Annotated in this window: 32 protein-coding genes and 1 pseudogene; 26 read left to right on the top strand and 7 right to left on the bottom strand. The window is 36.4% G+C overall.

Annotated elements, in window-relative coordinates; genetic code table 11:
* Positions 1-397 precede the first annotated feature (397 nt).
* Entirely contained in the window at positions 398-607 is a 210-nt protein-coding gene (locus ACOZBY_RS13015) for a hypothetical protein (RefSeq protein WP_031419762.1), read from the top strand.
* Positions 608-697: 90 nt separating this feature from the next.
* Positions 698-1,246, top strand: coding sequence for a GNAT family N-acetyltransferase (locus tag ACOZBY_RS13010; RefSeq protein ID WP_422762452.1), 549 nt, complete (start codon positions 698-700; stop codon positions 1,244-1,246).
* Between the two features lie 78 nt (positions 1,247-1,324).
* On the opposite strand, the gene fumC is transcribed toward ACOZBY_RS13010, so the two are convergent.
* Positions 1,325-2,716 carry a class II fumarate hydratase gene (fumC, locus tag ACOZBY_RS13005; protein WP_012294038.1) on the bottom strand — a complete coding sequence of 464 codons (1,392 nt, stop codon included), beginning with the start codon at positions 2,714-2,716 and terminating at the stop codon, positions 1,325-1,327.
* A gap of 275 nt (positions 2,717-2,991) precedes the next feature.
* On the bottom strand, positions 2,992-3,207 hold the full coding sequence (locus ACOZBY_RS13000) for a hypothetical protein (RefSeq protein WP_012294039.1): 216 nt from the start codon (positions 3,205-3,207) through the stop codon (positions 2,992-2,994).
* Between the two features lie 527 nt (positions 3,208-3,734).
* Here ACOZBY_RS13000 and ACOZBY_RS12995 point away from each other — a divergent pair.
* The 5 genes from ACOZBY_RS12995 to ACOZBY_RS12975 all read left to right on the top strand — a co-directional run bounded on the left by ACOZBY_RS12995 (position 3,735) and on the right by ACOZBY_RS12975 (position 7,991).
* Positions 3,735-4,463, top strand: coding sequence for an AAA family ATPase (locus ACOZBY_RS12995; protein WP_012294040.1), 729 nt, complete (start codon positions 3,735-3,737; stop codon positions 4,461-4,463).
* Positions 4,460-5,683, top strand: a complete 1,224-nt coding sequence (locus ACOZBY_RS12990; protein ID WP_031419764.1) for a GNAT family N-acetyltransferase — start codon at positions 4,460-4,462, stop codon at positions 5,681-5,683. Before ACOZBY_RS12995 ends, ACOZBY_RS12990 begins: the two co-directional genes overlap by 4 nt.
* Before the next feature lie 137 nt (positions 5,684-5,820).
* Entirely contained in the window at positions 5,821-5,958 is a 138-nt protein-coding gene (locus ACOZBY_RS12985; protein ID WP_422762451.1) for a hypothetical protein, read from the top strand.
* A 71-nt stretch (positions 5,959-6,029) separates the two neighbouring features.
* A complete protein-coding gene (locus ACOZBY_RS12980) occupies positions 6,030-6,548 on the top strand; it encodes a GNAT family N-acetyltransferase (protein WP_422762450.1) in 519 nt (172 codons plus the stop codon).
* A 231-nt stretch (positions 6,549-6,779) separates the two neighbouring features.
* Positions 6,780-7,991 carry an MFS transporter gene (locus tag ACOZBY_RS12975; RefSeq protein ID WP_036166320.1) on the top strand — a complete coding sequence of 404 codons (1,212 nt, stop codon included), beginning with the start codon at positions 6,780-6,782 and terminating at the stop codon, positions 7,989-7,991.
* Between the two features lie 52 nt (positions 7,992-8,043).
* Here the strand turns inward: ACOZBY_RS12975 and ACOZBY_RS12970 are convergent, their stop codons facing one another.
* Positions 8,044-9,453: a PLP-dependent aminotransferase family protein gene (locus ACOZBY_RS12970; RefSeq protein ID WP_422762449.1), complete on the bottom strand. Its 1,410-nt coding sequence runs from the start codon at positions 9,451-9,453 to the stop codon at positions 8,044-8,046.
* A gap of 232 nt (positions 9,454-9,685) precedes the next feature.
* Here ACOZBY_RS12970 and ACOZBY_RS12965 point away from each other — a divergent pair, with 232 nt between their 5' ends.
* On the top strand, positions 9,686-10,003 hold the full coding sequence (locus tag ACOZBY_RS12965; RefSeq protein WP_422762448.1) for a GNAT family N-acetyltransferase: 318 nt from the start codon (positions 9,686-9,688) through the stop codon (positions 10,001-10,003).
* 100 nt (positions 10,004-10,103) lie between these two features.
* Here ACOZBY_RS12965 and ACOZBY_RS12960 read toward each other — a convergent pair whose 3' ends face one another.
* Entirely contained in the window at positions 10,104-10,787 is a 684-nt protein-coding gene (locus ACOZBY_RS12960) for a class I SAM-dependent methyltransferase (protein ID WP_036166311.1), read from the bottom strand.
* A 229-nt stretch (positions 10,788-11,016) separates the two neighbouring features.
* On the opposite strand from ACOZBY_RS12960, the gene ACOZBY_RS12955 reads away from it, so the two are divergent.
* From ACOZBY_RS12955 to ACOZBY_RS12935, 5 genes are all read left to right on the top strand, one after another.
* On the top strand, positions 11,017-11,616 hold the full coding sequence (locus tag ACOZBY_RS12955; protein WP_422762447.1) for a CPBP family intramembrane glutamic endopeptidase: 600 nt from the start codon (positions 11,017-11,019) through the stop codon (positions 11,614-11,616).
* A gap of 71 nt (positions 11,617-11,687) precedes the next feature.
* Positions 11,688-11,873 (top strand): hypothetical protein, encoded by a 186-nt coding sequence (locus ACOZBY_RS12950; protein ID WP_422762446.1) that lies wholly within the window; start codon positions 11,688-11,690, stop codon positions 11,871-11,873.
* Entirely contained in the window at positions 11,866-12,033 is a 168-nt protein-coding gene (locus tag ACOZBY_RS12945) for a hypothetical protein (protein ID WP_008175876.1), read from the top strand. Before ACOZBY_RS12950 ends, ACOZBY_RS12945 begins: the two co-directional genes overlap by 8 nt.
* An 8-nt stretch (positions 12,034-12,041) precedes the next feature.
* Positions 12,042-12,674: a hypothetical protein gene (locus tag ACOZBY_RS12940; protein WP_031419775.1), complete on the top strand. Its 633-nt coding sequence runs from the start codon at positions 12,042-12,044 to the stop codon at positions 12,672-12,674.
* A gap of 270 nt (positions 12,675-12,944) precedes the next feature.
* Positions 12,945-13,256, top strand: coding sequence for an RNHCP domain-containing protein (locus ACOZBY_RS12935; protein ID WP_031419777.1), 312 nt, complete (start codon positions 12,945-12,947; stop codon positions 13,254-13,256).
* Between the two features lie 49 nt (positions 13,257-13,305).
* On the opposite strand, the gene ACOZBY_RS12930 is transcribed toward ACOZBY_RS12935, so the two are convergent.
* On the bottom strand, positions 13,306-13,803 hold the full coding sequence (locus ACOZBY_RS12930) for a hypothetical protein (RefSeq protein WP_031419779.1): 498 nt from the start codon (positions 13,801-13,803) through the stop codon (positions 13,306-13,308).
* Between the two features lie 91 nt (positions 13,804-13,894).
* On the opposite strand from ACOZBY_RS12930, the gene ACOZBY_RS12925 reads away from it, so the two are divergent.
* Entirely contained in the window at positions 13,895-14,635 is a 741-nt protein-coding gene (locus ACOZBY_RS12925; protein WP_031419780.1) for a sulfite exporter TauE/SafE family protein, read from the top strand.
* A gap of 3 nt (positions 14,636-14,638) precedes the next feature.
* A complete protein-coding gene (locus ACOZBY_RS12920; RefSeq protein WP_257216146.1) occupies positions 14,639-15,604 on the top strand; it encodes a PD-(D/E)XK nuclease family protein in 966 nt (321 codons plus the stop codon).
* 15 nt (positions 15,605-15,619) lie between these two features.
* Here the strand turns inward: ACOZBY_RS12920 and ACOZBY_RS12915 are convergent, their stop codons facing one another.
* Positions 15,620-16,129, bottom strand: coding sequence for a site-specific integrase (locus ACOZBY_RS12915; RefSeq protein ID WP_155273157.1), 510 nt, complete (start codon positions 16,127-16,129; stop codon positions 15,620-15,622).
* 20 nt (positions 16,130-16,149) lie between these two features.
* On the bottom strand, positions 16,150-16,797 hold the full coding sequence (locus ACOZBY_RS12910; protein ID WP_422762445.1) for a phage integrase central domain-containing protein: 648 nt from the start codon (positions 16,795-16,797) through the stop codon (positions 16,150-16,152).
* Positions 16,798-18,060: 1,263 nt separating this feature from the next.
* On the opposite strand from ACOZBY_RS12910, the gene ACOZBY_RS12905 reads away from it, so the two are divergent.
* The 11 genes and pseudogenes from ACOZBY_RS12905 to ACOZBY_RS12855 all read left to right on the top strand — a co-directional run bounded on the left by ACOZBY_RS12905 (position 18,061) and on the right by ACOZBY_RS12855 (position 23,673).
* Positions 18,061-18,270 carry a hypothetical protein gene (locus ACOZBY_RS12905; protein WP_031419793.1) on the top strand — a complete coding sequence of 70 codons (210 nt, stop codon included), beginning with the start codon at positions 18,061-18,063 and terminating at the stop codon, positions 18,268-18,270.
* A 3-nt stretch (positions 18,271-18,273) separates the two neighbouring features.
* On the top strand, positions 18,274-18,480 hold the full coding sequence (locus tag ACOZBY_RS12900) for a hypothetical protein (protein ID WP_422762444.1): 207 nt from the start codon (positions 18,274-18,276) through the stop codon (positions 18,478-18,480).
* Between the two features lie 92 nt (positions 18,481-18,572).
* Complete coding sequence (locus ACOZBY_RS12895) at positions 18,573-19,127, top strand: hypothetical protein (RefSeq protein WP_051889631.1); 555 nt, start codon at positions 18,573-18,575, stop codon at positions 19,125-19,127.
* 398 nt (positions 19,128-19,525) lie between these two features.
* A complete protein-coding gene (locus tag ACOZBY_RS12890) occupies positions 19,526-19,792 on the top strand; it encodes a YjcQ family protein (RefSeq protein WP_031419795.1) in 267 nt (88 codons plus the stop codon).
* A 78-nt stretch (positions 19,793-19,870) separates the two neighbouring features.
* Positions 19,871-20,308, top strand: a complete 438-nt coding sequence (locus tag ACOZBY_RS12885; protein ID WP_422762443.1) for a hypothetical protein — start codon at positions 19,871-19,873, stop codon at positions 20,306-20,308.
* A 1-nt stretch (position 20,309) separates the two neighbouring features.
* Positions 20,310-20,624, top strand: a complete 315-nt coding sequence (locus ACOZBY_RS12880) for a hypothetical protein (RefSeq protein ID WP_422762442.1) — start codon at positions 20,310-20,312, stop codon at positions 20,622-20,624.
* 193 nt (positions 20,625-20,817) lie between these two features.
* Positions 20,818-20,994, top strand: a complete 177-nt coding sequence (locus tag ACOZBY_RS12875; RefSeq protein ID WP_257216144.1) for an HNH endonuclease signature motif containing protein — start codon at positions 20,818-20,820, stop codon at positions 20,992-20,994.
* A gap of 67 nt (positions 20,995-21,061) precedes the next feature.
* Positions 21,062-21,397 (top strand): phage head closure protein, encoded by a 336-nt coding sequence (locus tag ACOZBY_RS12870; RefSeq protein ID WP_422762441.1) that lies wholly within the window; start codon positions 21,062-21,064, stop codon positions 21,395-21,397.
* Positions 21,398-21,430: 33 nt separating this feature from the next.
* Complete coding sequence (locus tag ACOZBY_RS12865) at positions 21,431-21,565, top strand: hypothetical protein (RefSeq protein ID WP_422762440.1); 135 nt, start codon at positions 21,431-21,433, stop codon at positions 21,563-21,565.
* 343 nt (positions 21,566-21,908) lie between these two features.
* Positions 21,909-22,682: a CsxC family protein gene (locus tag ACOZBY_RS12860; RefSeq protein WP_422762439.1), complete on the top strand. Its 774-nt coding sequence runs from the start codon at positions 21,909-21,911 to the stop codon at positions 22,680-22,682.
* Positions 22,683-23,155: 473 nt separating this feature from the next.
* Positions 23,156-23,673 (top strand): annotated as a pseudogene (locus tag ACOZBY_RS12855) (GNAT family N-acetyltransferase).
* The last annotated feature ends 543 nt before the right edge of the window (positions 23,674-24,216 follow it).

The raw sequence follows: 24,216 nt of genomic DNA, 5'->3' as shown, positions 1-24,216 counted from the left end.
AGAATTGAAATTTTTGAGCTATTGAACAAAACGATTACTTTTGATTATTTATGTGATTGTCATTGCGGATGCGTATTACTCAACATTGTATATGGAACCCAAAACACCACCGCAACATCAAACAATCAAAGCGACAGCTATTACCATTAACATACTACGGTAGCAAGCCTAACAAAAAGAAACGGACAACCCGTCGTTTAAAGCCGATGATCATGCAGCCATTCCAAGGGAAAAGGATTGACAAAATGGTCATGTCGATAAATAGTTTAGACGTTCGTCCACCAGTACTTATTTTTTTACGATATCAACAGCTTCGTTGCTGACGCCCTGTCCACTGACAGGGTATTTTTTATGAGGTGCATCAGTGTGGCATGAACCAAGGGAGAGGGAGATGCGTATGACGAAAGTCTATGTGATGACCATGACGAAAGGGAATGATGAGCAGGATTACGAGCAATGGGTGAACGAAAAAATATTTGAGAAAAAATCAGACCTAAAAGAGTATTTAAACAAAGAAGGCTATTTGAAGAAATCTACATATCAATATATGAAAATAGAGGCAGAATCTATAGTTGTTGCTGACATTCAAAAAATTAAACTTAAATAACAATCGTGTTTACTAAAAAATAAATAAAGCAATCTTCGCTCTTTTCATATAAAATATGGAAGATATAACATACTTGAAAGAGGTGGCCACATGTTCCCTACTTTAAATACGGATCGATTAGTGTTACGAGAAATTACAGAAAAGGACGCGCAAGCTATTTTAAATTGCTTTTCTAACCCTGACGTATTACGTCATTACGGTCAAAATCCATTAACTAGTTTAGAGCAAGTTAAACAAATCATTAATCGTTTTTCAAAAAACTATGAGGAACAACAAGGCATTAAATGGGGGATAGAACTGAAGGGGCGAGAAGGCCTAATAGGTACTATTGGATTTCAAGAATGGTCAACAGAGCATAAGAGAGCTGAGATAAGCTATGCCCTTTTCCCTGACAGTTGGGGAAAAGGCTATGCACAAGAGGCGCTGAACAGAGTCATTTCATTTGGCTTTCAAGAGATGGAGTTATTACGTATAGGAGCCATTGTTTTCACAGAAAATGATGCTTCCAACAAGCTATTAACAAAAGTAGGCTTTGAAAAAGAAGGCTTATTAAAGAAATATATGCATCAAAATAATGTGCCATATGATACGTATGTTTATTCTCTAATCAATATGAAAAATCATAGTCTAGAATCGTGAAACATAAAAGGATTGGGGAAATGACCCCAATCCTTTTACCGTTTTTCGCCAAATGGTAGGTGAATACTTATTCTTACATTATTTTACGTTCGGGTAAATCATTGTAGCGGGGTCAACATATTCATCGAACTGCTCTTCTGTTAGCAGACCACTTGCAATAGCTGCTGCTTTTAACGTAGTGCCTTCTTTGTGAGCTTTTTTCGCAATTTTTGCTGCGCTTTCATAGCCGATATATGGATTTAATGCTGTTACAAGCATTAATGAGTTTTGTAAGTTATGATCGAGTACTTCTTTATTCGGCTCAATGCCAATTGCACAATGGTCATTAAATGATTTCATTGTATCTGCTAATAGGCGAGTTGATTGTAAGAAGTTATAAATGATGACGGGCTTAAAGACGTTTAGTTCAAAATTCCCTTGAGATGCTGCGAAAGCAATCGTCGCGTCATTTCCTACTACTTGTGTGACTACCATTGTCATCGCTTCACTTTGTGTAGGATTTACTTTACCAGGCATAATGGAAGAGCCTGGCTCGTTTTCTGGGATCGTAATTTCACCAATCCCTGAGCGTGGCCCACTTGCAAGCCAACGAACGTCATTGGCAATTTTCATTAAATCAGTTGCTAATGCTTTGAGAGCGCCATGTGCAACAACGGCTTCATCATGGCTTGTTAATGCATGGAATTTATTTGCAGCAGAGGCGAATGTTTTGCCTGTTAGCTCACTGATTTCCGCCGCAACACGATCACCAAATTCTGGATGTGCATTGATCCCAGTACCAACCGCTGTTCCACCAATCGCAAGCTCTTTCATATAGTCTATATTTTGAATAATCATATGCTCGGATTTCTCTAGCATAGCTGCCCAGCCGCTAATTTCCTGACCCAATGTAAGAGGTGTGGCATCCTGTAAATGTGTACGACCAATTTTAATAATATCTTTAAATTGAGTGGCTTTGTCTTCCAAAGTTGATTTTAATAATCGTAGTCGTGGTAATAAATAATCTTCCACTTTTAAAACTGCCGCAATATGCAATGCAGTTGGAAATGTATCATTCGAGCTTTGTGATTTATTGACATCATCGTTCGGATGAATGCGATCTGCCTCACCAGCATCCTGTAAAAGTTGGTTCGCGCGGTGTGCAATCACCTCATTAACGTTCATGTTTGATTGTGTACCACTGCCAGTTTGCCAAACAACTAGTGGGAATTGATCATCCCATTGTCCATTTAAAACTTCATCTGCTGCCTGAACGATTACATTCGCTTTAAGATCTGAAAGCTTGCCTAGTTTATTGTTCGCGATTGCAGCACTTTTTTTTAAAATAGCCATCGCCTGCACAAGCTCAATAGGCATTTGTTCCGTGCCAATTTGGAAATTTTCTTTACTGCGCTGTGTTTGCGCACCCCAAATTTTATCAGCAGGTACTTTGATTTCTCCCATAGTGTCTTTTTCAATACGATAATCCATGTCAAAACAGCTCCTTTATTATGTAAAATTCCTCCAATATACAGATAAAAACGGATACTCTTAGTCTGATGTAAGAATATCCGTTTGATACATGCTTATTCAAAAAAGAGGGGGATTCTGAAATAAGCAATTTGGAGAAAAGAAATAATCTATTGATAATGATAATTGTTATCAATTAAAATGTCAACAAATTTGTTTGGAGAAATAATAGGGTGAGAATAATTCGCAATAGTACTATGGTTATTCCCGAATTTAGAGGAAATAAACGTTATAGATTATCTCTTTTTCTTACCTAAATCTTTAAGTGGCTGCTTTTTAGGAACTTTCTCAAAAATAATCTTCACATGATAATGGTGGTCGTCAATTTGAAGCACCTCAGTTACCTTTGCCTTTCGTCCTTTAATACGAATATCCTCTTCGATGGCAGGGAGTTTGACGAGCAATTGGCTTAATACGGACGTTTTATTTTCATAATAATGAGTGACAAACATTGTTCTTCTCCTTCTAATATTTGATTGTTACTCAATTTATGAGGGGAGCCTAGTTTCTAGAACTTTTATAGATGGAATAGGTGCACGGAGAAAATTTGTTACTCAAACAGCATATAAAGGACCATGGCCTGCAAAAATGCTGATGATCTTGGGTATAATCATAGAACTCCGTTGAATATTGCTGGGAAATTACACTCTTCGCAATTGAAAAATTTCATTCCATACCGAGAATCACGCTGCCACTTAATTTTATAAAAATCAAAAATATGACATAATTTTACGGAATGAAATTGCAACTTTCGACATATTTCTTATTTATTTCTCGGGAAATATCTCTTACATAATGGCGGTGTTGAGTGGGACTACGAGCGCTCAATTTTGCACTATTCCTGCTGTGAACTTTCATTGAAAAAATAATGACTTTATGATGTGATTGACTATTCTTAATTCTTTTTTATCAAAGAGGTAGTGCGATAACGTTTCAGTAGAGACATTGTTCGTTATAATAAGAGGAAGGAGGAAATAAAATGTATTTAAAATCATGTAAAGTGCTACAGGACACGATTCCTAATAAACAAATGTATCCTTTTAATATCCCGAGCTTGCAGGATTTACAGGAGTTAGAGTTTCCAACTAATGTGACCTTCTTTGTTGGGGAAAATGGCTCGGGTAAATCAACCTTACTGGAAGCCATTGCAGATCGTTGCGATTTTAATACGGCAGGTGGTGGCCGCCAAAATCTGTATGAAGTACATAAGGCAGAATCTTCACTGGGTGAGTATATCCGTTTGTCGTGGATGCCGAAAATTTCAAATGGTTTTTTTCTTCGATCCGAAACATTTTATCAATTTGCCAGTCATATTGATTTGATAGAAGATCCAAGGAGATATAACGCTTTTGGTGGAAAATCTCTACATCACCAATCCCATGGTGAATCCTTTCTGGCACTATTTATGAATCGTTTTAAGGGTAAAGCGATTTATTTATTGGATGAGCCCGAGGCAGCATTGTCTCCAACAAGGCAATTAAGTTTGTTGAAAATTATGAAGGATCTAGAGCATGAGGCACAATTTATTATTGCCACACATTCACCGATTTTACTGGGCTATCCTAATGCAACGATTTATAGCTTTGACAATGATGAAATTGAAACAATCCGTTATGAGGATTCCATTCATTACATTGTCACCAAACGGTTTTTAGATGCACCGCAAACTATTTTTAGTGAGTTATTTGATGAGGAGAGGGAATCATGAATCAACGAAAAGGCTTAGTCATGCGAGAAATTCGATTGGATGAAATGGCACAATCTATTGACTTATTAAATTATGTCTTTCAAATGTCCATGTCTATTCATAAGGACCGTCGTTTTGTGAATGCGAAAAGTAGACAATTTAATGAGGGACATGCCATCGGATGGTTTGATGGCTCGCATTTAGTATCGCAAATTTTAAGTTTGCCTTTTGAAGTCAATGTCCATGGGAAGATTTATGAAATGGGGGGGATTACAGCAGTTGGCACCTACCCAGAGTATTCGGGCCATGGCTTGATGGAGAGCTTGATTATTGAAAGCCTACAAAGTATGCGCAACGAGGGACAATGTATATCCTATTTATTTCCATATTCAATTCCCTATTACCGAAAAAAGGGATGGGAAATTATGAGTGACATTGTAGAGTTCCAAGTGAAGGATACACAGCTCCCGCATTATGCCGGACTCAATGGGAAAATTCGACGTGTCGATCCAAAGCATCAGGATGTAGTGGATATCTACGCCCGATATGCCGAAAAAACACATGGGGTAATGGTGCGAAATAGCATTGCGTGGAATGAGAAGTTTCAGGAGGATTTCTGGGAAGAGAAATTCATTGACAGTGATGTTAACCTGCAGGCTGCCGTCTACTACGATGAAGGAGATGTGGCGCAGGGCTATATGTTCTATCGTATTATGGAGGAAAATTATTATATTGATGAAATCGTCTATTTACAGGAAGAAGCACGTAAAGGGTTATGGAATTTTGTCTCTGCCCATAGCTCCATGATTTATAATGTCTATGGGAAAACGACAGGTAATGAAGCCGTAGCATTTCTATTAGAGGATAGTGAGATTATTCAAAAGGTCTCTCCTTATTTTATGGCGAGAATTGTGGATGTTAAAGAGTTTTTATTACGCTATCCATTTGTCAGTCAAGACTTTGAACTTCAGCTAGCCGTAACAGATCGGATTGTAGCTTGGAATAATGGTACCTTCATCATCAAAATGGTGGATGGTAAGCTGTCTGTCCAAAAGGTGAGTGAGACATTAAATGAAAATGCTGTCCATTTAACGGTGCAAACCTTGGCCACGATGCTGCTAGGCTATAAACGACCAAGCTATTTAGAAAAAATCGAACGGTTACAGGGACGTAAAGAGGAAATTGCCTTACTGGAGGACATATTACCCGTAGGCATACCGACCTTCATTGATTATTTCTAGGCACATGAAACAGCATATTGAGCTGAACTACTTCTCACAATAGTTCAGCTTTTATTTGTCATAATGTTACTGCATAGTTGAACAAGGTTGTACCTTTAAATACATAGACATTCATGGATATAGTGAGGGGGATAGAAATGGATTTAATAGTCGGAATAGCTATTGTACTCATTGTGTTTTTCTCTTCTAGCCTAATTGAAAAAAGGTTGAAGACCATTGAAAAACAAAACAATCGTGTCATCGAAATACTGGAAGAAATAAGAGATAAAAAATAAAGGCATTTGCCAATAGGGGGATTTTACTTCAAGTAAAGGGTAGAGTCCTATTGGAATGGAGTTTTTATTATATGGATCTATATATTGAACGATTACAAGTGGCAGATGCCGAAAGTTTGTATAAATTTGAACTTGAAAACAGAAAATTTTTCGAAGAAATGGTACCTACTCGTGGAGAAGAATACTATAACCCTGAGATTTTTAAAAAAAGACACGAAGCTTTACTTGAAGAACAAGCTCAGGGAGGGTCATATTTCTATTTAATTAAAAATGAAGATAGTTCTATTCTAGGAAGAATAAATTTAGTGGATATTGATAGATTTCATAAAATCGGTCATCTCGGTTATAGGGTGGGGCAAGAACATACTGAAAAAGGAATTGCTAATCAAGCATTACAAAAATTAATTGAAACAATAGCTGATGAGGATATAAAACAAATTAAGGCGGAAACAACAACAAATAACATAGCTTCTCAAAGAGTTTTAGAGAAAAATGGTTTTGAGAAAATAACGACTAGCAGTGAGAGTTTCGAAATGAATGGTCAGAAATTAAATTTCATCTACTATGCTTTAACTATTTCGCCTTGTTAAACTAACAATTGAATGAACTTAAAATGTGGTAATAATTTACTATGAATGTGTAATAGTTAAAGAAACAATGCTATAATTCATTTAAATATGTATGGAAGATCAAAAAACTTGTGATAAATCGATATCCCCCAGATTTATCCGCTAGATGATAGGAGTCAAATTTCAATGAATAGTCCAATCTAATATTCCCCGATTTAGTCAAAATCAGATTGAAATATCGGGGGATATAAAATGAAATTGAATAGAAATTTTTCTTTATTACTTTTAGGTCAGTCACTCGCTAATATAGGCGATGTATTATATATAGTCAGTGTTATAAGTACAATTTTTTTGTTAACAGGCTCTGCCATTGCAGCATCGTTTGTGCCATTTACAATTGCCTCTTCTATGTTTATATCTAGTCTGCTGACACCTCTTTTGGTGGAGAAACTAAATCTTAAATGGTTACTAGCTGGGTCACAAATTGCAAAAACGATTTTACTCTTTATTCTAGGGTTTATGGTAATGGGTTTATCAGCAGCTAATTATTATTTTATCTTTTTCATAATAGGAATGATTGCTTTTTTTGATGGATGTGCTAACCCAATCAGGCAGACATTGACTCCATACTATGTTAAACCTGAAAAGTTACTTCAAGCTAATGGAATTTCGGAAACGATTACGCAGGTCATCCAAGCAGGTATGTGGTTCGTAGGAAGTTCCTTGTTAATTATTATGAGCGCTCAACAACTGATTTGGTTAGTTGGATGTTTATTTGTCACGGCAAGCGTATTACTTTGTCTGCTAGAAAGTGTAAACAATCATCCATCAACCGAAATAAAGGGGAAACTTGAAAAGATTAAAGAGGGTTGGCAAACTTTATCTAATACGCCAGTTTTAAAAAGGATTGCTTGGATAGAATTTTTAGAAACTATTGCAGCAACAGTTTGGATAGCTGCTATTTTATATGTGTTTGTCAGCGATGCTTTGAACGTTGATGAAAAATGGTGGGGATTTATCAATGGAGCCAACTTTTTAGGGTTGATTTTAGGAAGTGCCTATTGTATTAAATTTTCTTCTGTGGTGGAAGAGAAAATAGGAGCTTATATTTTTGTTGGTTCCTTTGCAAGCTTCATATTTACAATGTTATTTAGCATAAACAGCATTCCAATGATTTCCTTACTTTTATCACTTTGTGTAGGGCTTTTTGGACAAATTAAACAAATTCCTCAACAAACAGTGATACAAACCAGTGTGTCAAAAGAACAGTTATCAACGGTTTATACTTCATTAGGTGCTATCGGGACTGGGATTTTCGGCATTGGCTCTCTTGTTATGGGGGTGATAGCAGATTTAGTAGGAATTAGACTGGTTTTTGTCATTTCGGGGCTATTACTTGCGATAGTCAGTGTAATCGCTCACAAAAATAAGCAACTGTTTGTTAGAAATGTTTTAAAACAATAAAATGAAAGAAGAAGTTGGACCATCATATTTTTGATGGTCCTTTTTATGAAACTCATTGTACGAAAAAGGTGTTATTTTGAAGGGGTGACCATGCTTTTTTTAGTAGTTGAACGCCTAATTTAATTTCTTCCATTGATAACTTACTGAAGCCTAGTTGTAGCATCGGTTCTATACTTGCTTGCTGGAGAAAAAACGGACTGGTTGGATAAATTCTTACACCGTGGGACTCTGCTTGTTGGATGAGCTGTTGTTCAGAAAGTGAAGTCTTTATTTTCACTAATACATAGAGGCCCGATTGTTCGCCTAAAATAGTGATTTGCTCTCCGAATTGTTGTTGTAGCTCCTGCACAAGGCAATGCATTTTTTGTTTATAGGTTAGACGCATTCTTTTAATATGGCGTGTCCATTCGCCTTGCGCCATAAATTGGGCCATGGTGCGTTGATGAAGGGTGGATGCGTTTTGTTCAAAATGAGCAAATTTCCTTTTGTAAGGCTGCACGAGGGCATTAGGTAACACCATATAGCTTATTCGTATGCCTGGTAAAAAGGATTTCGAGAATGTACCCAAATAAATTACCCGAGATGGGTCGATGGAGGCAAGGGCAGGGAATGGCTGTTGTGTATAGCGAAATTCTCCATCATAATCATCCTCAAGAATATAGCCATTCACTTTTTGTGCCCATTGTATCAGTGCTTGCCGTTGTTGAATGTTCATCGAGACACCATAGGGGAAATGGTGTGAAGGTGTGACATACAAGAGACGTGAAAGACAATTTGTTAAGACATCAAGCTGTGCACCTGCTTCGAACACAGGTAAGGTCTCAATGTCAAAGTTATGTAATTGAAATGCCTCCCGAGCCCCATCATAGCCTGGGTCCTCCAGCAGTATGCTAGGGAAATTTTCCTTCAGTAAAAATGCAAGATACAGAAGCATCTGCTGTGTACTACTTCCAATAATGATATTTTCATGATTGGTATAGAGCCCTCTTGCCTGTAGTAAATACTGGACAAGCTGTTCTTTTAGTATAGGCTCTCCAAACAGTGCCCCATATTGATAACAGGCTGGCTCCTGTAAAACCTGATTGGCGATTTGACGCCAGGCCTTGATGGGAAAGTGTTGTTGATCGACAGCCCCAGCTAGGAAATTCACAAGTAATGCCGAAGTATCCTTTATTGCCTTCGATTGAATAGGCTGTGGTTGCTCTTGTAAGAAAACTTGCTCCAACGCATTCACAAAGTACCCTTTCCGACCTTCACCTCGAATATACCCCTCAGCTACAAGCTGATCGTAGGCCGTTAATGTCGTATTGCGACTCACCTGCAAAGTTTCTGCTAGCTTCCGAATAGAAGGCAGGGTATCATTCTTTTCCAATGTGCCTTCCATAATGAGGGTTTTCAGTTGCTGATAGATTTGTTTATATTTGGCTTCTTTGTCCGTTAATAAAAAGATGAAATCGTCCATAATGCACCTCATCGACATGTTGAAATGTTTGAAACTGTCTCTTTTGAAATGTCAGATAATCTACTACCATCATACTAGAATGACCAATAAATTGAAATGGGGAGTAGAATATGAATATTTGTACTGTATCACAGACAACAATTAGGATGTGGTCCCGTTATTTAATGCTTATCGTGAGTTTTATGGACAACCGACTGATTTAAAGCAAGCCTAACAGTTTATCCAAGAACGTGTGGAAAAGGAGCAATCCACTATTTTTCTCGCATACTTGAATGGGGAACCAGTAGGTTTTGCGCAGCTATTTCCTACCTTTTCATCAGTAGCTATGAAAAGGGCATTTATTTTAAATGATTTATTTGTGGCAGTGCATGCCAGAAAAAAAGGGGTGGCCAAAGCATTAATCGAACAATGCTACATCTATTGCCAGCAGGAGAACGCTCGTTACATGATGCTCGAAACAGCAAAGGACAATGTTAATGCCCAAAAGCTCTATGAAAAAGTAGGGATGACCACAGATGATCATGTGTATTACTACAGTATGTATTGGTGAAAAGCGGCGCTATAGTTTTTAAAAGTCATTGTTTGTATGAAATCTACTAATCACCTGGTGAAAGCCCCCGCCAATTGAGCTAAATGGCGGGGGCTTTCGGTTAGGCATGACTCATCCAGCCTGCAAAAAGACCAGAAGTGAAAAAGCGAGTAACCTGCTTAAATCCAGCCTCTTTCAGTAATTCCTGCATGTCTTGATCGGATAGGAAAGAGATATTCATAATGACTTTCCCCATATCTTCGACCTTAGCTTTTTTGTATCCTGCGTCTAAAAAGAAGCTTTGCCAGATTTTAATGCGATCTTGCAGTTCGTCACTATTTCGATCTCCATAGGCACATGCGAGGATAAAAGGTTTCCCGGGCTTTAATTGCGCATGAATGTTGTGTAATAAGTTAAGTTTTTGCTGTCGATTTTCGATAAAATGCAGCACAAGGATGCAGCTAGCAGCATCATAGGTTAATGGAGAGGGGGGCAAGGTTTCGATGGTTCCTTGAAGAAGCTGAACTCGGCTTTCTATAGATAATTGCTGTGCCTTATACTGAGCAATTTGTAGCATCTCTTCAGACGGGTCAATACCTGTAAAAGTCCAGTTTGGATTAGAGGGTCCCCATGCGGATAGCTCATTACCGCCCCCAGCTCCTACAACTAGCAGGGATGAGTCTTGCTCACCTAAATGAGCTCGGAAATAGGCTTGTGTCATGGCGAATAAAGTGTCATAAGCTGGTACAGAGATACGAGTACTTTGTTCATAGATGCGAGCCTTCTCTAATAGATGTATATTCATAGTTATTACCTCCAATACTATTACATACATTAAAGACCTTAATAATCTGTAATTGAGTATATATGAAATTTTACCAAAGCACAACAAAGAAATCTCACCCGATTATAATTAAAGTGAAACGATGAATAATTAATATTTAAGATTAATAATTTAATGATTATCATTAAATTATTATTGAATTTAATAGCTCTTTCTTCTACACTTAACGTAATGAATAGGGGGAGAAAATATGATTAATGCTATTGTGCAAGTGTTGTTATTTTCAGTCATACCGTATGTTTGGTGGAGTTTTTCAGCAAAAAAGGAACAACCCTTTCTTGAATGGTTAGGGTTGCATAGGCCTATTATTGTCGATAAGGGGAAATATGCCATATTTTATATACTTTCTATTGTAATAGTAGTGATGCCTAATTTCGCTCTCGTCTTTTTTTATATGGATGGTTCCATATTAGCGTCCAATCAATTTGCTGGCCTTGGCTTAGCGGGGCTCATACCCGCTCTTCTATATGCTATGATTCAAACCGGCTTATCAGAGGAGCTATTGTTCCGTGGTTTTTTATTGAAAAGGCTGGCAAAATCCTTTGGTTTCCAAGTCGGAAATTTACTACAAAGCCTCGTTTTTGGGTGTATTCATGGGGCTCTGTTGTGGACGGTATTACCATTTCCAATCATCTTGTTAGTTGTACTATCTACAGGACTAGCAGGCTATGTAATGGGATGGATGAATGAGCGAGTTGGCGGAGGTTCCATTGTGACAAGCTGGAGTATTCATAGTTTGACTAATTTAATGACTGCTTGCTTATCATTGTTTCAAATTCTATCTTTTTGACTTATTTGCATTTCTTTGACGTCACTTGCATAATAGGGCAGAGAAGATTTTTCGTGAAGGGAAGTGCAAACATGACAGAATGGCCAAAGGGAGTAGCCAAGCCTGCAATTCGTGCATTACAAGCAGCAGGCTATACACAATTGAAACAGCTGGAAAACATTGAGCTTTCCACTTTAGCTCATTTACATGGAATGGGTCCAAAAGCGCTTGCCGCGATTGAGGCGGCATTAGAGGAAAGTAGGGAGCCGCGTGAATAAGCTAACATTATTTTTACTGGCAATGGTGGTCTATTATATAGTCGTTGTTTTCCTCATCAGTAAGCTTTTTATCATTCCTATCATGAAAGTAATGGCACTTGTCTTCTTTATAGGAGCGGGTTTCATCTTTTCACGTAAGATGCGCAGGAAGCTGCAGTAGGAGGCATTATGAAAATTGTTCAATTAACAGTCATTTATTTAGCCATTATTTTGCTGGCAATGGGGCTATCTTTATCAGGGGTGCGGCTATCCTTTTCCCTCGGTATAATTGCTTTGTTCGTGGTAGCTATTATTTATCGTCATGTACATATTTTATATCGAACAAACAATATGGAACTTGTAGATAAATGGGTGAAGCGCCGTCGGAAAGAACCAATATTTGCGGCTCTCTATGCATCCGCTTATGAAACGGTAGACGAACAGATTCGTGCTATGGATGTCATCATCCACCATTATAAGCAGCCAGCCATCAAAAACAATTACCTATTTACGAAAGCGATTATGGAAAAAAATCTTGGAGCGGCAAAGGCTGCTGCCCAGCAAATTAACAAGGAGCCATTGTCAAGCTACGCCCTATGCTATATTGCAGCCATGGAAGGTCGAACGGCAGCTATGAGAAGTGACAAGCTGACACAGCCTTGGATGCAACCTGCTGTAGAGGCAGTTTACGCCCATAGCCAAAACAATAAAGAATTGTTCCGCCAATGGGCTGATGCTAGCATCGAACAAGCGCGTGGTGTACAAAAGTATGGTTTAATACATAATTTTAGACAAATGGAAAGAGAATTGGATGGTGAATAACTATTTGGTATACTAAATAAAACATGAAACGTATGAGGAGTCGATCATTTGAAGGTAAATAGATTTCCTACAATTGTTCATAAGGGGACGAATGCCTAAGTTAGTGATGATCAATGAGCACCGACTAGTGGAAGGTGGAGAGGTCCGTCTTACAGTGGTTGATACAATAGTCTAAAGTCAATCGTGGTTCGGATAAAGAGATGAAAAATGTTCTTTTGAAGGTGGAACTAGAAGTAATCGTTTTGTAGAGCGAAACGGTAACAAATTCTTTTGAGTAGAAAAACTGAAAATACAGCATTTCATTGTGAGCAGTGTGGGCTGGACGTGATCCCATTAAACAATGGTAGTTTCCGCAATCATTGCCCACATTGTTTATATTCTAAGCACCTAGATATTATACCTGGTGATAGAGCCAATCCATGTAAAGGGTTAATGCAACCGATTACTATTGATTATTCATCTAAAAAAGGTTATCAAATTGTACATCAATGTAAAAAATGTGGTCACCTGTCACGTAATAAAGTTGCCATCGATTGCATACAAGAGGATCAGCTTATTTTATTTATGCAATCCATAGAGTAGTTTCATGTTTGGAAGACGTATTAAAGAGCAACTCTTTAATACGTCTTTTTTAATGCTTTTTATTCAATAAAATGCCTCGTACGATTCCCATACTGAAAATACCACAGAGCAAGAAAAGAAAGAGATACGCATGCCATTGCTGTAAAATACGATCGTGCCCAAGTGCGATCGTAAGGTCATTGAAAAGGGAGTACGTAAAGTACAATAAAATACTATTTTTTATGAGACAAAATGTCATGATGCCATTTTGACGCTGACTATGGGACAGCGGCGGTTTATTTTTACGCATCACAGGATAGGCTGCTTTCATCTCTAAATAGTGCAAAAGTAAAAATAGCATGAGTGCAATAAAAGGTAAATAAAATATGGCGATTTTTGGTCCGAATTGTGCGTGGTCACTCGTAAAGCTTTGTAAAACTGGAATCGTTGCAGGAAGCTTTTGATATTGAATCAGTGTAGCTGTGAAGCCAGCTAAAAAAATGATGGCCACGACGACCGTTAGCTGGTGACAAAAGCGTGGTGTTGGTGTTTTTTGTTGTGTTTGCATCCTTGCCCTCATTTCCATCCTCATTCAAAATTACAATCTGTTATACTGTATCATAGAATGATTGCTTTTGTGAGAGAGAAAGAAGGATATGATGGAATACTTGTTATTTTTATTCATTGGAATCATTGGGAATGTCATTGGTACATTAGTGGGTGGCGGTGGTTTAATCACCTTACCAACGATGATGTTAATGGGGGTGCCAGTTCATTCTGCCATTGGCGCCAATAAAGTGTCCAATATGGTAAGTGCTTTTTCGAGCTTTTATACGATCTATAAACGAAAAGAATTAGCATGGTCAGAAATGCAGCCAGTCTTATTAGTATCGTTAATCGGTGGAACATTGGGTGGACTTTTTGCTTCGTTTATGAGTAGCCAAGCATTGACGTTTATTGCCATCGTTTTACTAGGCTTTGCGTTAATGATGTCCTTTATGGGTGGGGCTGATTTTGGCCATAAAGAACTCTTTATGATGAATCGAAAGAATGGTCCAATCCTTCTTGGAGTTGGTTTTTATGATGGCATGTTTGGGCCTGGCAGTAGTACACTAGCCCTTTATACATATGCTCATGAGAAAATTTCTTATATTAAAGCAGTTGGACTCTCAAGGGTAGGTGTATTCGCCATGTGCTCAGGAGCAGCAATTACTTATATTGCTACGGGAAAAATTGAATGGCCACTTACATTGATTTTAATGGTAGGCTCTACGATTGGTGCGCAAATTGGCATTGTTTTAGCAAGAAAGGTGAAGGCAAATCAAGTAAAACTCCTACTTCGTATTGTAACCATTGTGTTGATCGTACAGCTTGTTTATGATTTTATCCAGCAGTTATAGGAGGTGATTGTCCTGTTTGAAATTACACCATATCCTACCTTTTCGTGGTCACTGTCACGCCATAAAACGCTAACAAGTTGTGCCCGTAAATATGGCTATGAATATTATTTTTCTCATAACGGGTGGCTGAGCTACAATGTGGAGCCTTATCATCAACTTGTTTATCGTTTGAAAAAGCTGCAGCCCATGCCTATTTTATTTGGGCAAATTGTTCACCGTTTTATTGAGCAGGCTATTAATGATTATTTACAAACCGGACAGCCCCCCACATTAGAGGAGCTGATTCATGGGGCTAGAGGACAGCTGAATGCGGCATTTATAGATTCTACTCGCCATCTTGAATCTTGGAGGCACAAGCCAAATAAATATTATATGATGCAGGAAATATACTATTCTGGCAAACTTTCTTCTGACCTAGTAAAGGATTATAAAGAACGAATCCAGCTTGTCTTTGAGCATTTTTTGATAAGTGAAACATTTCAACAAATTACATCACAAAGAGGCTCTTTACGAATTGGAGAACCAGAACAATTTCGGTCGATGAAAATCAACGATATCCAAGTGTTTGTTGTAATGGATTTTCATTACTTTAATGAACTAACAGATAAATGGGTTATCGTGGACTGGAAGACGGGGGGAGAGTCAGATGATGATCGTCAGCAATTAGCCCTCTATGCCTATTATGTGCAGCAAAAATATCGGGTGCCGCTTGAGCAAATCGAGGTCTATAATGAATATTTACTAACGGGAAAACGGAAAAAATATAGCTTCACCGATATTGATATGGAAAATATTTTACATACATTTCAGTATAGTGTGTTAGAAATGAAAAAGTATCAAGCCGATATTTTTTCCAACGAGCCTGTAGACCTTGTGGATTTTGAACAAACACAAGAAAAATGGCATTGTCGTGGATGCAATTTTAGAGAATTATGTGCGCAAAAGTATGACGAAAAATCGAGCAAGTGACCAAAAAGTGACCAATTAATTTAATTCATCGAAATGGTCGCTTGCTTCATTTTTATCCTTTTTGGTTAAATGACTGTATGTGTTAATTGTCATTTTTATATCAGAGTGACCTAGTTGCTCCTGTATGATCTTAAAATTTACATTCCGACTGACCATAAATGAGGCATATGAATGTCGTAAAGCGTGAAAATTCAACTTTGGTAAACTATTCTTTTCAATAATTCTTCTCCAAGCAAGATCTATAGCAGCAGGTTTTGATGGATAACCATCTGATTTTGTAAAGATTAAATTTAAGGGAGTACCATCATCATCTTTTATCGGATTCCAAGCGTCATCCATTTTATTTTTTAGTTCCAAATAGTCGTCAACAAATAACTTTAGTTCACGAATTAAACTCTTTGGGACGTTAACTAATCGAGGCTTTTTGTTTTTTGGAGGTAAAATTTTTAGTTCTCTAATTTCAATATCAAATTGAAGGGTTTTATCTATATAGATAGTATTATTTTCAAAATCAATAGATTCCACACATAATCCTGCTACTTCTGCTAGTCGTAGTCCGACCATTGCTGCCAACTTAATCTGGAGTTGTGTTTAGGATTTACACTTTCCAATACTCTGAAAAGATGTTTTAACTGTTCTTCATCGTAAAATTCTAAGTCCTTCTTTTTGGTTTCCAAACGAAGAGATTTAATGTTGTCCATAGGATTATCTTTAATTAATTTCCATTCAATTGCTTTAGAGAAGATGCTTTTTAAAACAGTATATTGTCCTTTTGCTACACTAGGACATCTTTCTCTCCATCTTTTTAGACATTCCACTAGGTGTAGAGTTTTGATGTTAGAAAGTTTATAGTTACCTAAATCCTCTATAATACCGTTATTCAAGCTCACTTTGTAAGTATCTCGTGTTTTAAAAGACAACTCAGCTTTAACATACAAATTCATCCATTGATCAATAAAATCTACAAATTTAATATTTTCAACTTTTTTTAAATTTTCATCTTCTTTATTTGATACTTCAATTTCGAAATCTGTAATAGCTTTCTTTATTGCACGATCAGACATGGATTTCATACGTATGGTTTTAGTATATCTAAGTCTTTCACCCGTATCTTCATCATACCCATGCTCAACAGTAACTTTTATTCGAGGTTCTCCTTTCTTGGTAGGTGGTAAAACTGTATAACTTGCCATAATTATTCTCCTTTCTTAAATCTTATAATTGCTGTGAAACTTACATAATAACCACCACCTTTAAAGAATGTATGTTCTATTCAGAGATAAAAAAATTTTATAAAAAAGTTTAAGAAATGTTATGTTCCATATTTTAATTTTGGTGTTTCAATCCAATCAAATTTCAATAACCCCTAATGGTTCGAAACAAATAGTGAAATTATCAATTGATACACATAACCCATATTTGTTTTCATACCAATCAAGAGCATCATCTAAAAGGGAAGGCCATACCCAATCTTTATACATTCTTTGGTTCAGGAACTACAGGTTGGTTGCATTAAAACATGGCCGTAATTTTATTGGAATAGAGCTTATTCCTGATTATATAAAATAGCTTAAATGTATAGTACAGCTAGAACTAATTCACGTACTGGGTTGCTGAACAATATGAGGATAGAAATTATAAAAGGGTCACTGTGGCATCATCAGCGACCCTTTAAGATGGAGGTATAAAGTAAATAAGTTAGCTTTATACACTACTATTTTATGATTTGAAATGTATTTTTTATGGGTATTTATCTGTGAGGAAGAAAGAACTTGTTAAACAATCTGTGCGAATTTAAAAAGGGCCACTTCCATTTCTGGATGTGACCAAGAATTTTTTCGGGTGGGTTTATTGTGGAAACACTATTATGTTATTCGTTGTAGTTAGATGATTCTAGGTGTAGAGCATGTATAAATAAAAAAAGCCGCAGCGTTTGCACACGCTACAGCTCGAATTGGTTTATGCCCTAAATGAAAAAGGGTTTATCTGCTTTAATAATATCAATTACTCTTGTTTTATTTTTCCATCCAAAGACAGGAATCGAGATGAATGAACCCACTCAAGACTAACGCACTTAGAATGCAGGATATGCACTCATGCTTACTCCTTATATTGAAAAAGATTTGACTAACTAAAATACACCTCTTTAAAAATATATATAAATTTATTATTAACAATCCCTTTAGCTTCAACAGTAGTTAACTGCACAATATGAGTAAAGTGGTGATTCAATGATGAACTACTATCAATTGGCACCATTAAAGAGTTAGGGGAAGAATTTAATGTTGGTGAAAGGACTATTAAGTTTAATATGTCACCAACCTATAGAAAGCGTACTAGAAATACTAAAGGTAGACGATTAGCTTGATTAATGAAATAAACAAGGTAGGTGCTGCACATGCCTACGTTATCGAGTAGTGAAGCACAAAATGCCATTTATAAATTGTGGAGGGCATATGAGTAAATTATCAACAGTACAAAATAAAACTATAGAAGAATATTGGTCAAGTTTAGATGAGCTTAAAAAGCAGTTGCGCTATCGTGAATGGGAATTGTTGAATGCACATCAAGAAACAGATGCAAATATTGGTGGCGGCAAATCTAATCGAATTTCAGACAATACAGGTAATAGGACTATTATTCTTGCAGAGGATAAGAATTATTAGCATTTGAAAAACATCATCACAACACTTGAACAACTTTACAAAGAATTAGATCATGACCAAAAAACAATTGTGGACATGCGATATTTCGATAAGCACGAAGCGTACGAATGGCAACATGTTGCAGATAAGTTGTATATGTCAATACAAAGGGTATTACGTAAGAGAAATATGCTGATTGATGAAACAGCTAAACGATTGGGATGGGTTTAATATTCATTGAAGAAAGAAGTCCTTTTGTACAATCAAATATTTTTTTACAAACATAATATATTCTAATCGTAATGATAGTGGGAGGAATATATTTGTCATCTAATAAGAGAGAATTCAAATCGAGTTGCGAGGATTGTGAAAGCTGTAAAAACTTCCCTAGGTTTAGAGTTTCTAGTTGTCCACTTGGGCCAACTGTTCCTCAAAATGGACCAGAACCACCAGTATTTACCCCAGTTTACGGTTCATTGTATCGCACTTCATCAACATTTTCTTTACCTGGTACAAATGTTGATTTTGACACAGTTGGACCTTCTAGTGGAGTAACGTTAGATATCGTTGGTAATTCTATTACTGTTAATAGCACAGGTGTTTATAACATCACGTTTTCAACTATAGTAAACGCTATTGGTGTCGCAGCAACCCTTCATGTTGTTCTTTTTAGCCTAAGAATTAACGGAACTGATGACACAACAAAACAAGCTATATATCAAACCGAAATAGTTACTATATCCAAAAGCAGTACATTATCTCGAACGGATCAAGTAATGTTAAACGAAGGTGATGTTATACAAATAAGAATAGTTGCATCTACAGTTGGAAACATGACCTATGATGATTCTGCATTGGTAGTAACGAAAGTTGCATAGTTCAAACAAATTTTTTGTAATTGTGCCATATAGTGAATTACGCTAAAAAACAGTGTAAATTGATATTATCAAGTTTTATCAAAAGCGTACGGAAATACGCAAACAAAATAACAACTACAAAATAAACACGTTCGCTTGTACGTGTATGTCGGAAACAAGCATTTGAGACTACTAAATTGGTAGTCTCTTTTTATGAGAACAAGTTATCACCGATATATGCAACAGCATATAAAAATGCGAAAGTAATAATGATTGTTATAATCGGTACTATAATTTTGTTTCGAATAAATTGCATGATTTCACTCCTATTACTTATAATTTTCAATCATGCATCATACTTCTTTTAATAACAATTTGTTCCATTTGTCCTATGATATAGGTAGATGGGAGGTGGAATAATGGATAACAAAAAAAGTATAATAAAAATTTTATCTGTATTAAATGACACTATAACTGATGATACAATTCCTGTACAAAAACTAAATGTACAAGCATTAGGTATGACTGAACCGGAATATGGTAGATTAATTAAAATTATGCTTGAGGCTGGTTTAATTAAAGGTTTCCATCCTATTAGAAAAATGGGCCAAACATATTACGATTATAAAATTGTAAATCCTAGTTTAACTCTTATGGGTATTGAGTATTTTAATTCCAACAAATAATTCGTAAGTCAAGTCACACTCATTACGAGTTGTGGCTTTTTATTATGCAATTAACTAAGAATTGTGGAGGGATGAATAATGCAAGTTTGTGAATGTATGAATGACTCGTCTCATGTATGTATAGGTAGACATTTAGATGGTGTGTCTTGTCCTATTTGTGGAGGACCTGTCTTACCTAAGCCTTACGATGAGAGGAAGGATAGTAACCTTCTGTGTTACAGGGACTTAAAGAAACAATCGTCAAAACCAAAGTCTGCAATCACTATTGATTTGAATTTCGATGACAAATCTAAATTAAAGTTACGAGCAATCGCCAAGCATGTTGGTGCATTGGCTGATGAGTTGGATGCGATTGATAACTTTGAAGAATGTCCTAAGTGCAGTAAGCTAATGAGTACTTCTAAATTGTATTCGAGTGATGAATTAAAAAGCATGAACAGCGAATGTGAATGTGAATATATTATGGGTTGTGACTTCGGAAATAAACTACCAACTCAATTAGAAGGTAGTGAATAACATGGAACCAATCTACGCTAAGTGTAACAAGTCATGTGGTCATAGGTTTTATGTCCAGCACTTCAAGTTAGACAAACTGGATAACAAAGTAGAGAAGACATACTTCACCTGTCCTAACTGTGGACGTGAGTATGTCTGTTTTTATACAGACGAATCAACACGTAAGCTACAAGCAAAGATGCGTGAGCTACACCGAAAAATGAAGTGGACTGATGGCCATAAGCTAGACCAGCTAAAACAGGACGAGGCACAGCTAAAGGACACCATAGCACAGAGCATGGATAGGGTGAAGCAAGAGGTAGAGCAGCATGAATAGTAAACCTCTACGACCATGCAACAAACCAGGCTGTCCGAACCTAACACGTAATGGATTGCGAACAACATAAAACATCCAAGACAGATAATAACCGTTACTATGACAAGTACATCGTAACAAGAAGCACTATCGCTTTTACCATTCGTCATCTTGAATTAAATGTCGTGACTACATCAAGATTCGAGATAACGGTTTGTGCCAGCATTGCCTAAATGAAAAGCGAATCACAGTCGGGGTTCTTGTGGACCACATCATGCCACTAACTGCTGACTGGATCAAGCGATTAGATGAAAACAATTTACAATTGCTTTGTCAATCTTGTCATAACAAGAAGACGACCGAGGATGTACAGAAGTACGGCAAGAAATAGGGTATCCCCCCTCCATTCGTTTCCCATACGGCAGGGGGCCTTACATGGGCTGAGTGAGTGAATTACGATGAACTATCGCAACAACAATAACGCAGGTCGTATGAACAAGCGCGCTACTTTCTTTAATCAACCAGGTACGATAACTAATGGATGGCCAAGTGAAGAATGGACTCAACACGTAACGGTATGGGCGGAATTGAAGACTGCAAAAGGTTACAGATTATTTAGTTCTGATGCTACACAATGGCAAGGGAAATGTGTTATTGGTATACGGTACCAGAAGGATATTACAGAAGATATGCGGGTTGAAGTAGCTGGCAAAACATATAAAATGGATTCACCACCTGTGAATAATAATGGAGATAATCAGAGGCTCACAATCTTTTTAAAAGAGGTGGTTTAGATGTATTTTGAAATATAAGGTATGGACGCTTTAATGCAAAATCTAATGAATTTGCCATTAGAAGAGGATGAAGAAAATAAATCACTTAATGCAGGAGCAAAAGTAGTCAAAGAAGCTGTTGAAAAAGAAGTGCCTGTTAGGAAATCAAAAATAAGAAAAATAAATTGAAAAGTAACATTAAAATAAAACGGGCAAAAAACGGTGAAGCAAAAGTACACACTGATTATATATTAACACGCTGTTTACTGGTTCGTTGGAGGGATACTCATAAAATAATCTATTATTTTCTTGAAATTCTTCAGTCAAAAAAGATAACTCAACAATTAAAACCAGGTGCCCTAAATGGTGAGTATCTTACATATTGATGTTTATTCTTATCTTTTAGTTCAAAAACTCTTTTTTGAAAATCAGAAAAATCTAGTATACAAGTCCATATAGAGATTTAATCGCTACATATTCTAGCAATATAGAGAGCGCTCTCTAATACTAAAAAATGAAAAGAGGAATTATTTTGATTGAACAATCAGAAAATCTAAATCAAATATCACCTTGTCCTGTAGCATCAACGGAGCAAATACCATTAACAAATGAAGTTACACCAGTAATCGCTACACCGGTTACAGCTCCAACTATTAAAATTCCAGTTGTACTTGCAGAACCAACACTTCAAATAGTTGTGGAGTCAGATATTACACTAAATCCTGCTGCAACTGAAATCAAAAGAGTGAAAAAAAATGTTTTCCTAAATCAAGTTAAATTAGTGCCTGTTAGATTTGCACGTATTGATAACACTGACTTTTTTAGGGTAACAAGAGCTAAATTGTTTGTTGCAGGACATATTCGTAAAAATATAGAATATGCTTCATCAGCGTGTAATGGAGCACTTCGAGATAGAATTGCTGATGTTCCGTTTTCTGGTTTTACAGAACTTATTTTTCCACAAACACCTGAAGGACCTACTCCAATCATCGGAATTTCCGAGTTTGCCGAAGCGAACTTCCTGAACGAAAGGACTCAATTGGATGCTCGTCTTGATAAAGCTTTCTTCCAAAATCTTGTGAAATACAATGAACAACCATTTGGTGAATTAGTAGCAGCGAACTTCTTTGAGCTTGATTTTTCACCAATTATGGCAGCACCAGAAGGTACTTTCAGCACATTACGTGAAAAAATCGTATTAGAATTAACTGTGAAAGTATTGCAAGTTCAACAAATTCGTTTGGGAGCCGGTAGTGCTGTAATAACTCCTATTTTACCAGGGTTGACTCCACCGGTTAGTCCTTAATCTAGTTTTTAGTGGTGCAAAACAAGTAAAAAAGGCAATTTACTGCAAAAATGTAATCAAAAACAACCCTTTAATATTTAAGGGGCACTAATAAAAATATAATATTTGAGTTGGCAGTTGAAAGGTCGGTTGAATTTTCAACTGCCTTTTTGCAACTTAATAACCAAGATGTATTAGACGGTGTGTAATTTAGGGAGGTCTATTTATGTAGGATGATGTTCTAGTGCATTTCTACAATTGGTTAAAAGAACGTGGTAGTCGTTCAGAGATATTTAATAGACCAAGTTTAAAAACTGGCTTGAATGGTAGAGATGGGATTTATAATTTGTGTATTTGAACTATTATTGAGTAATAAAAAAAGAGATAAAATTTACTGAAACTATATTTAAACCTAAAACGTAATAAATACATGGTTTACATAACTAATAATTATTATAATTATCACTTTTTGAATGCATTGGAGGATAAGGAAAATGACAGTTAGTTATTGGACTGGGGAAAACTTACATTACGAGCAAAACAACCAGAAGATATCATTATTTTTGAATTTTTAGATGACGAAATTCTGCGAAATATGGATTCGATTCATTTTCCTCGCTCTGCTGATAAAATGACAGAATGGGTAGAGGAGCAGTTGTCTGAAGAAGATGATGAATTCCTTTTTGTTGCAGTAGATAAAGACAATAATATTGTTGGAATGATAGAAACGTTTGATTGTGATTTGAAAAATGGTATCTTTGATTACTATTTAGCTGTATTTGAGCCTTATATAGGTAAAGGGTATGCAAAAGAAATGATTCTCATGGTTCTTCGATTCTTCTTTTCGGAGCGCGCTTATCAGAAAGTAAATACAACAGTTTACTCTTTCAATGAAGCATCAATGTGCTTACATGAAAAATTAGGTTGCATGAAAGAGGGGCAACTAAGAAAAATCAATTTCACGAAAGGCGATTATTTCAATGGTATTTGCTATGGAATGACAAGAGAATAATTTGAACAATATCATGATTCACTTTAAAAAAATAATTAATCAATAAATTAGCCATACAAATTGAATTAGCTGATTTTCCTAATAGAGAAGATTAGCTTTTTTGTATAAACATAAACCTTTCACAAATGTTAATAAATCTGTTGATAAGAAAGTAAAAGAGCCTCGCAAAGTTGGGTATATTGTTCGGTGATTTTTATACCCACTTGTATACCCAATACTGTGCCTGATTGAATGCCATGCGAGTATTGAAGTGGGCATAAATGAAATGTTGTTAGATCAAAGCTTGGTCAATGATTATGAATGCTGGGCTGGGTTATGTATTGATAAACCTTAGTCCACTATTTCTGCAAATTTTAAAACAAATAGGTGAGGCTATTTAATAAGAAAAACCACCCATACGAGTGGTCTTTTGCTATAAAATAAGTGACTAAAAAGTGACCAAAAAGTGACCTAAAATGACTTTTAGTAACAGTTGGTGATTTATAATGAAAATACAATGATTGAAAATCGTTATTAAATAGAGCTTTTGATTTACACTGAAAC

The organism is Lysinibacillus sp. NPDC056220, from assembly GCF_049315265.1.
Lineage (GTDB): Bacteria > Bacillota > Bacilli > Bacillales_A > Planococcaceae > Lysinibacillus > Lysinibacillus pinottii.
Note: the sequence above shows the minus strand (reverse complement) of the source record. Positions and strands in the feature narration are given on the sequence as shown.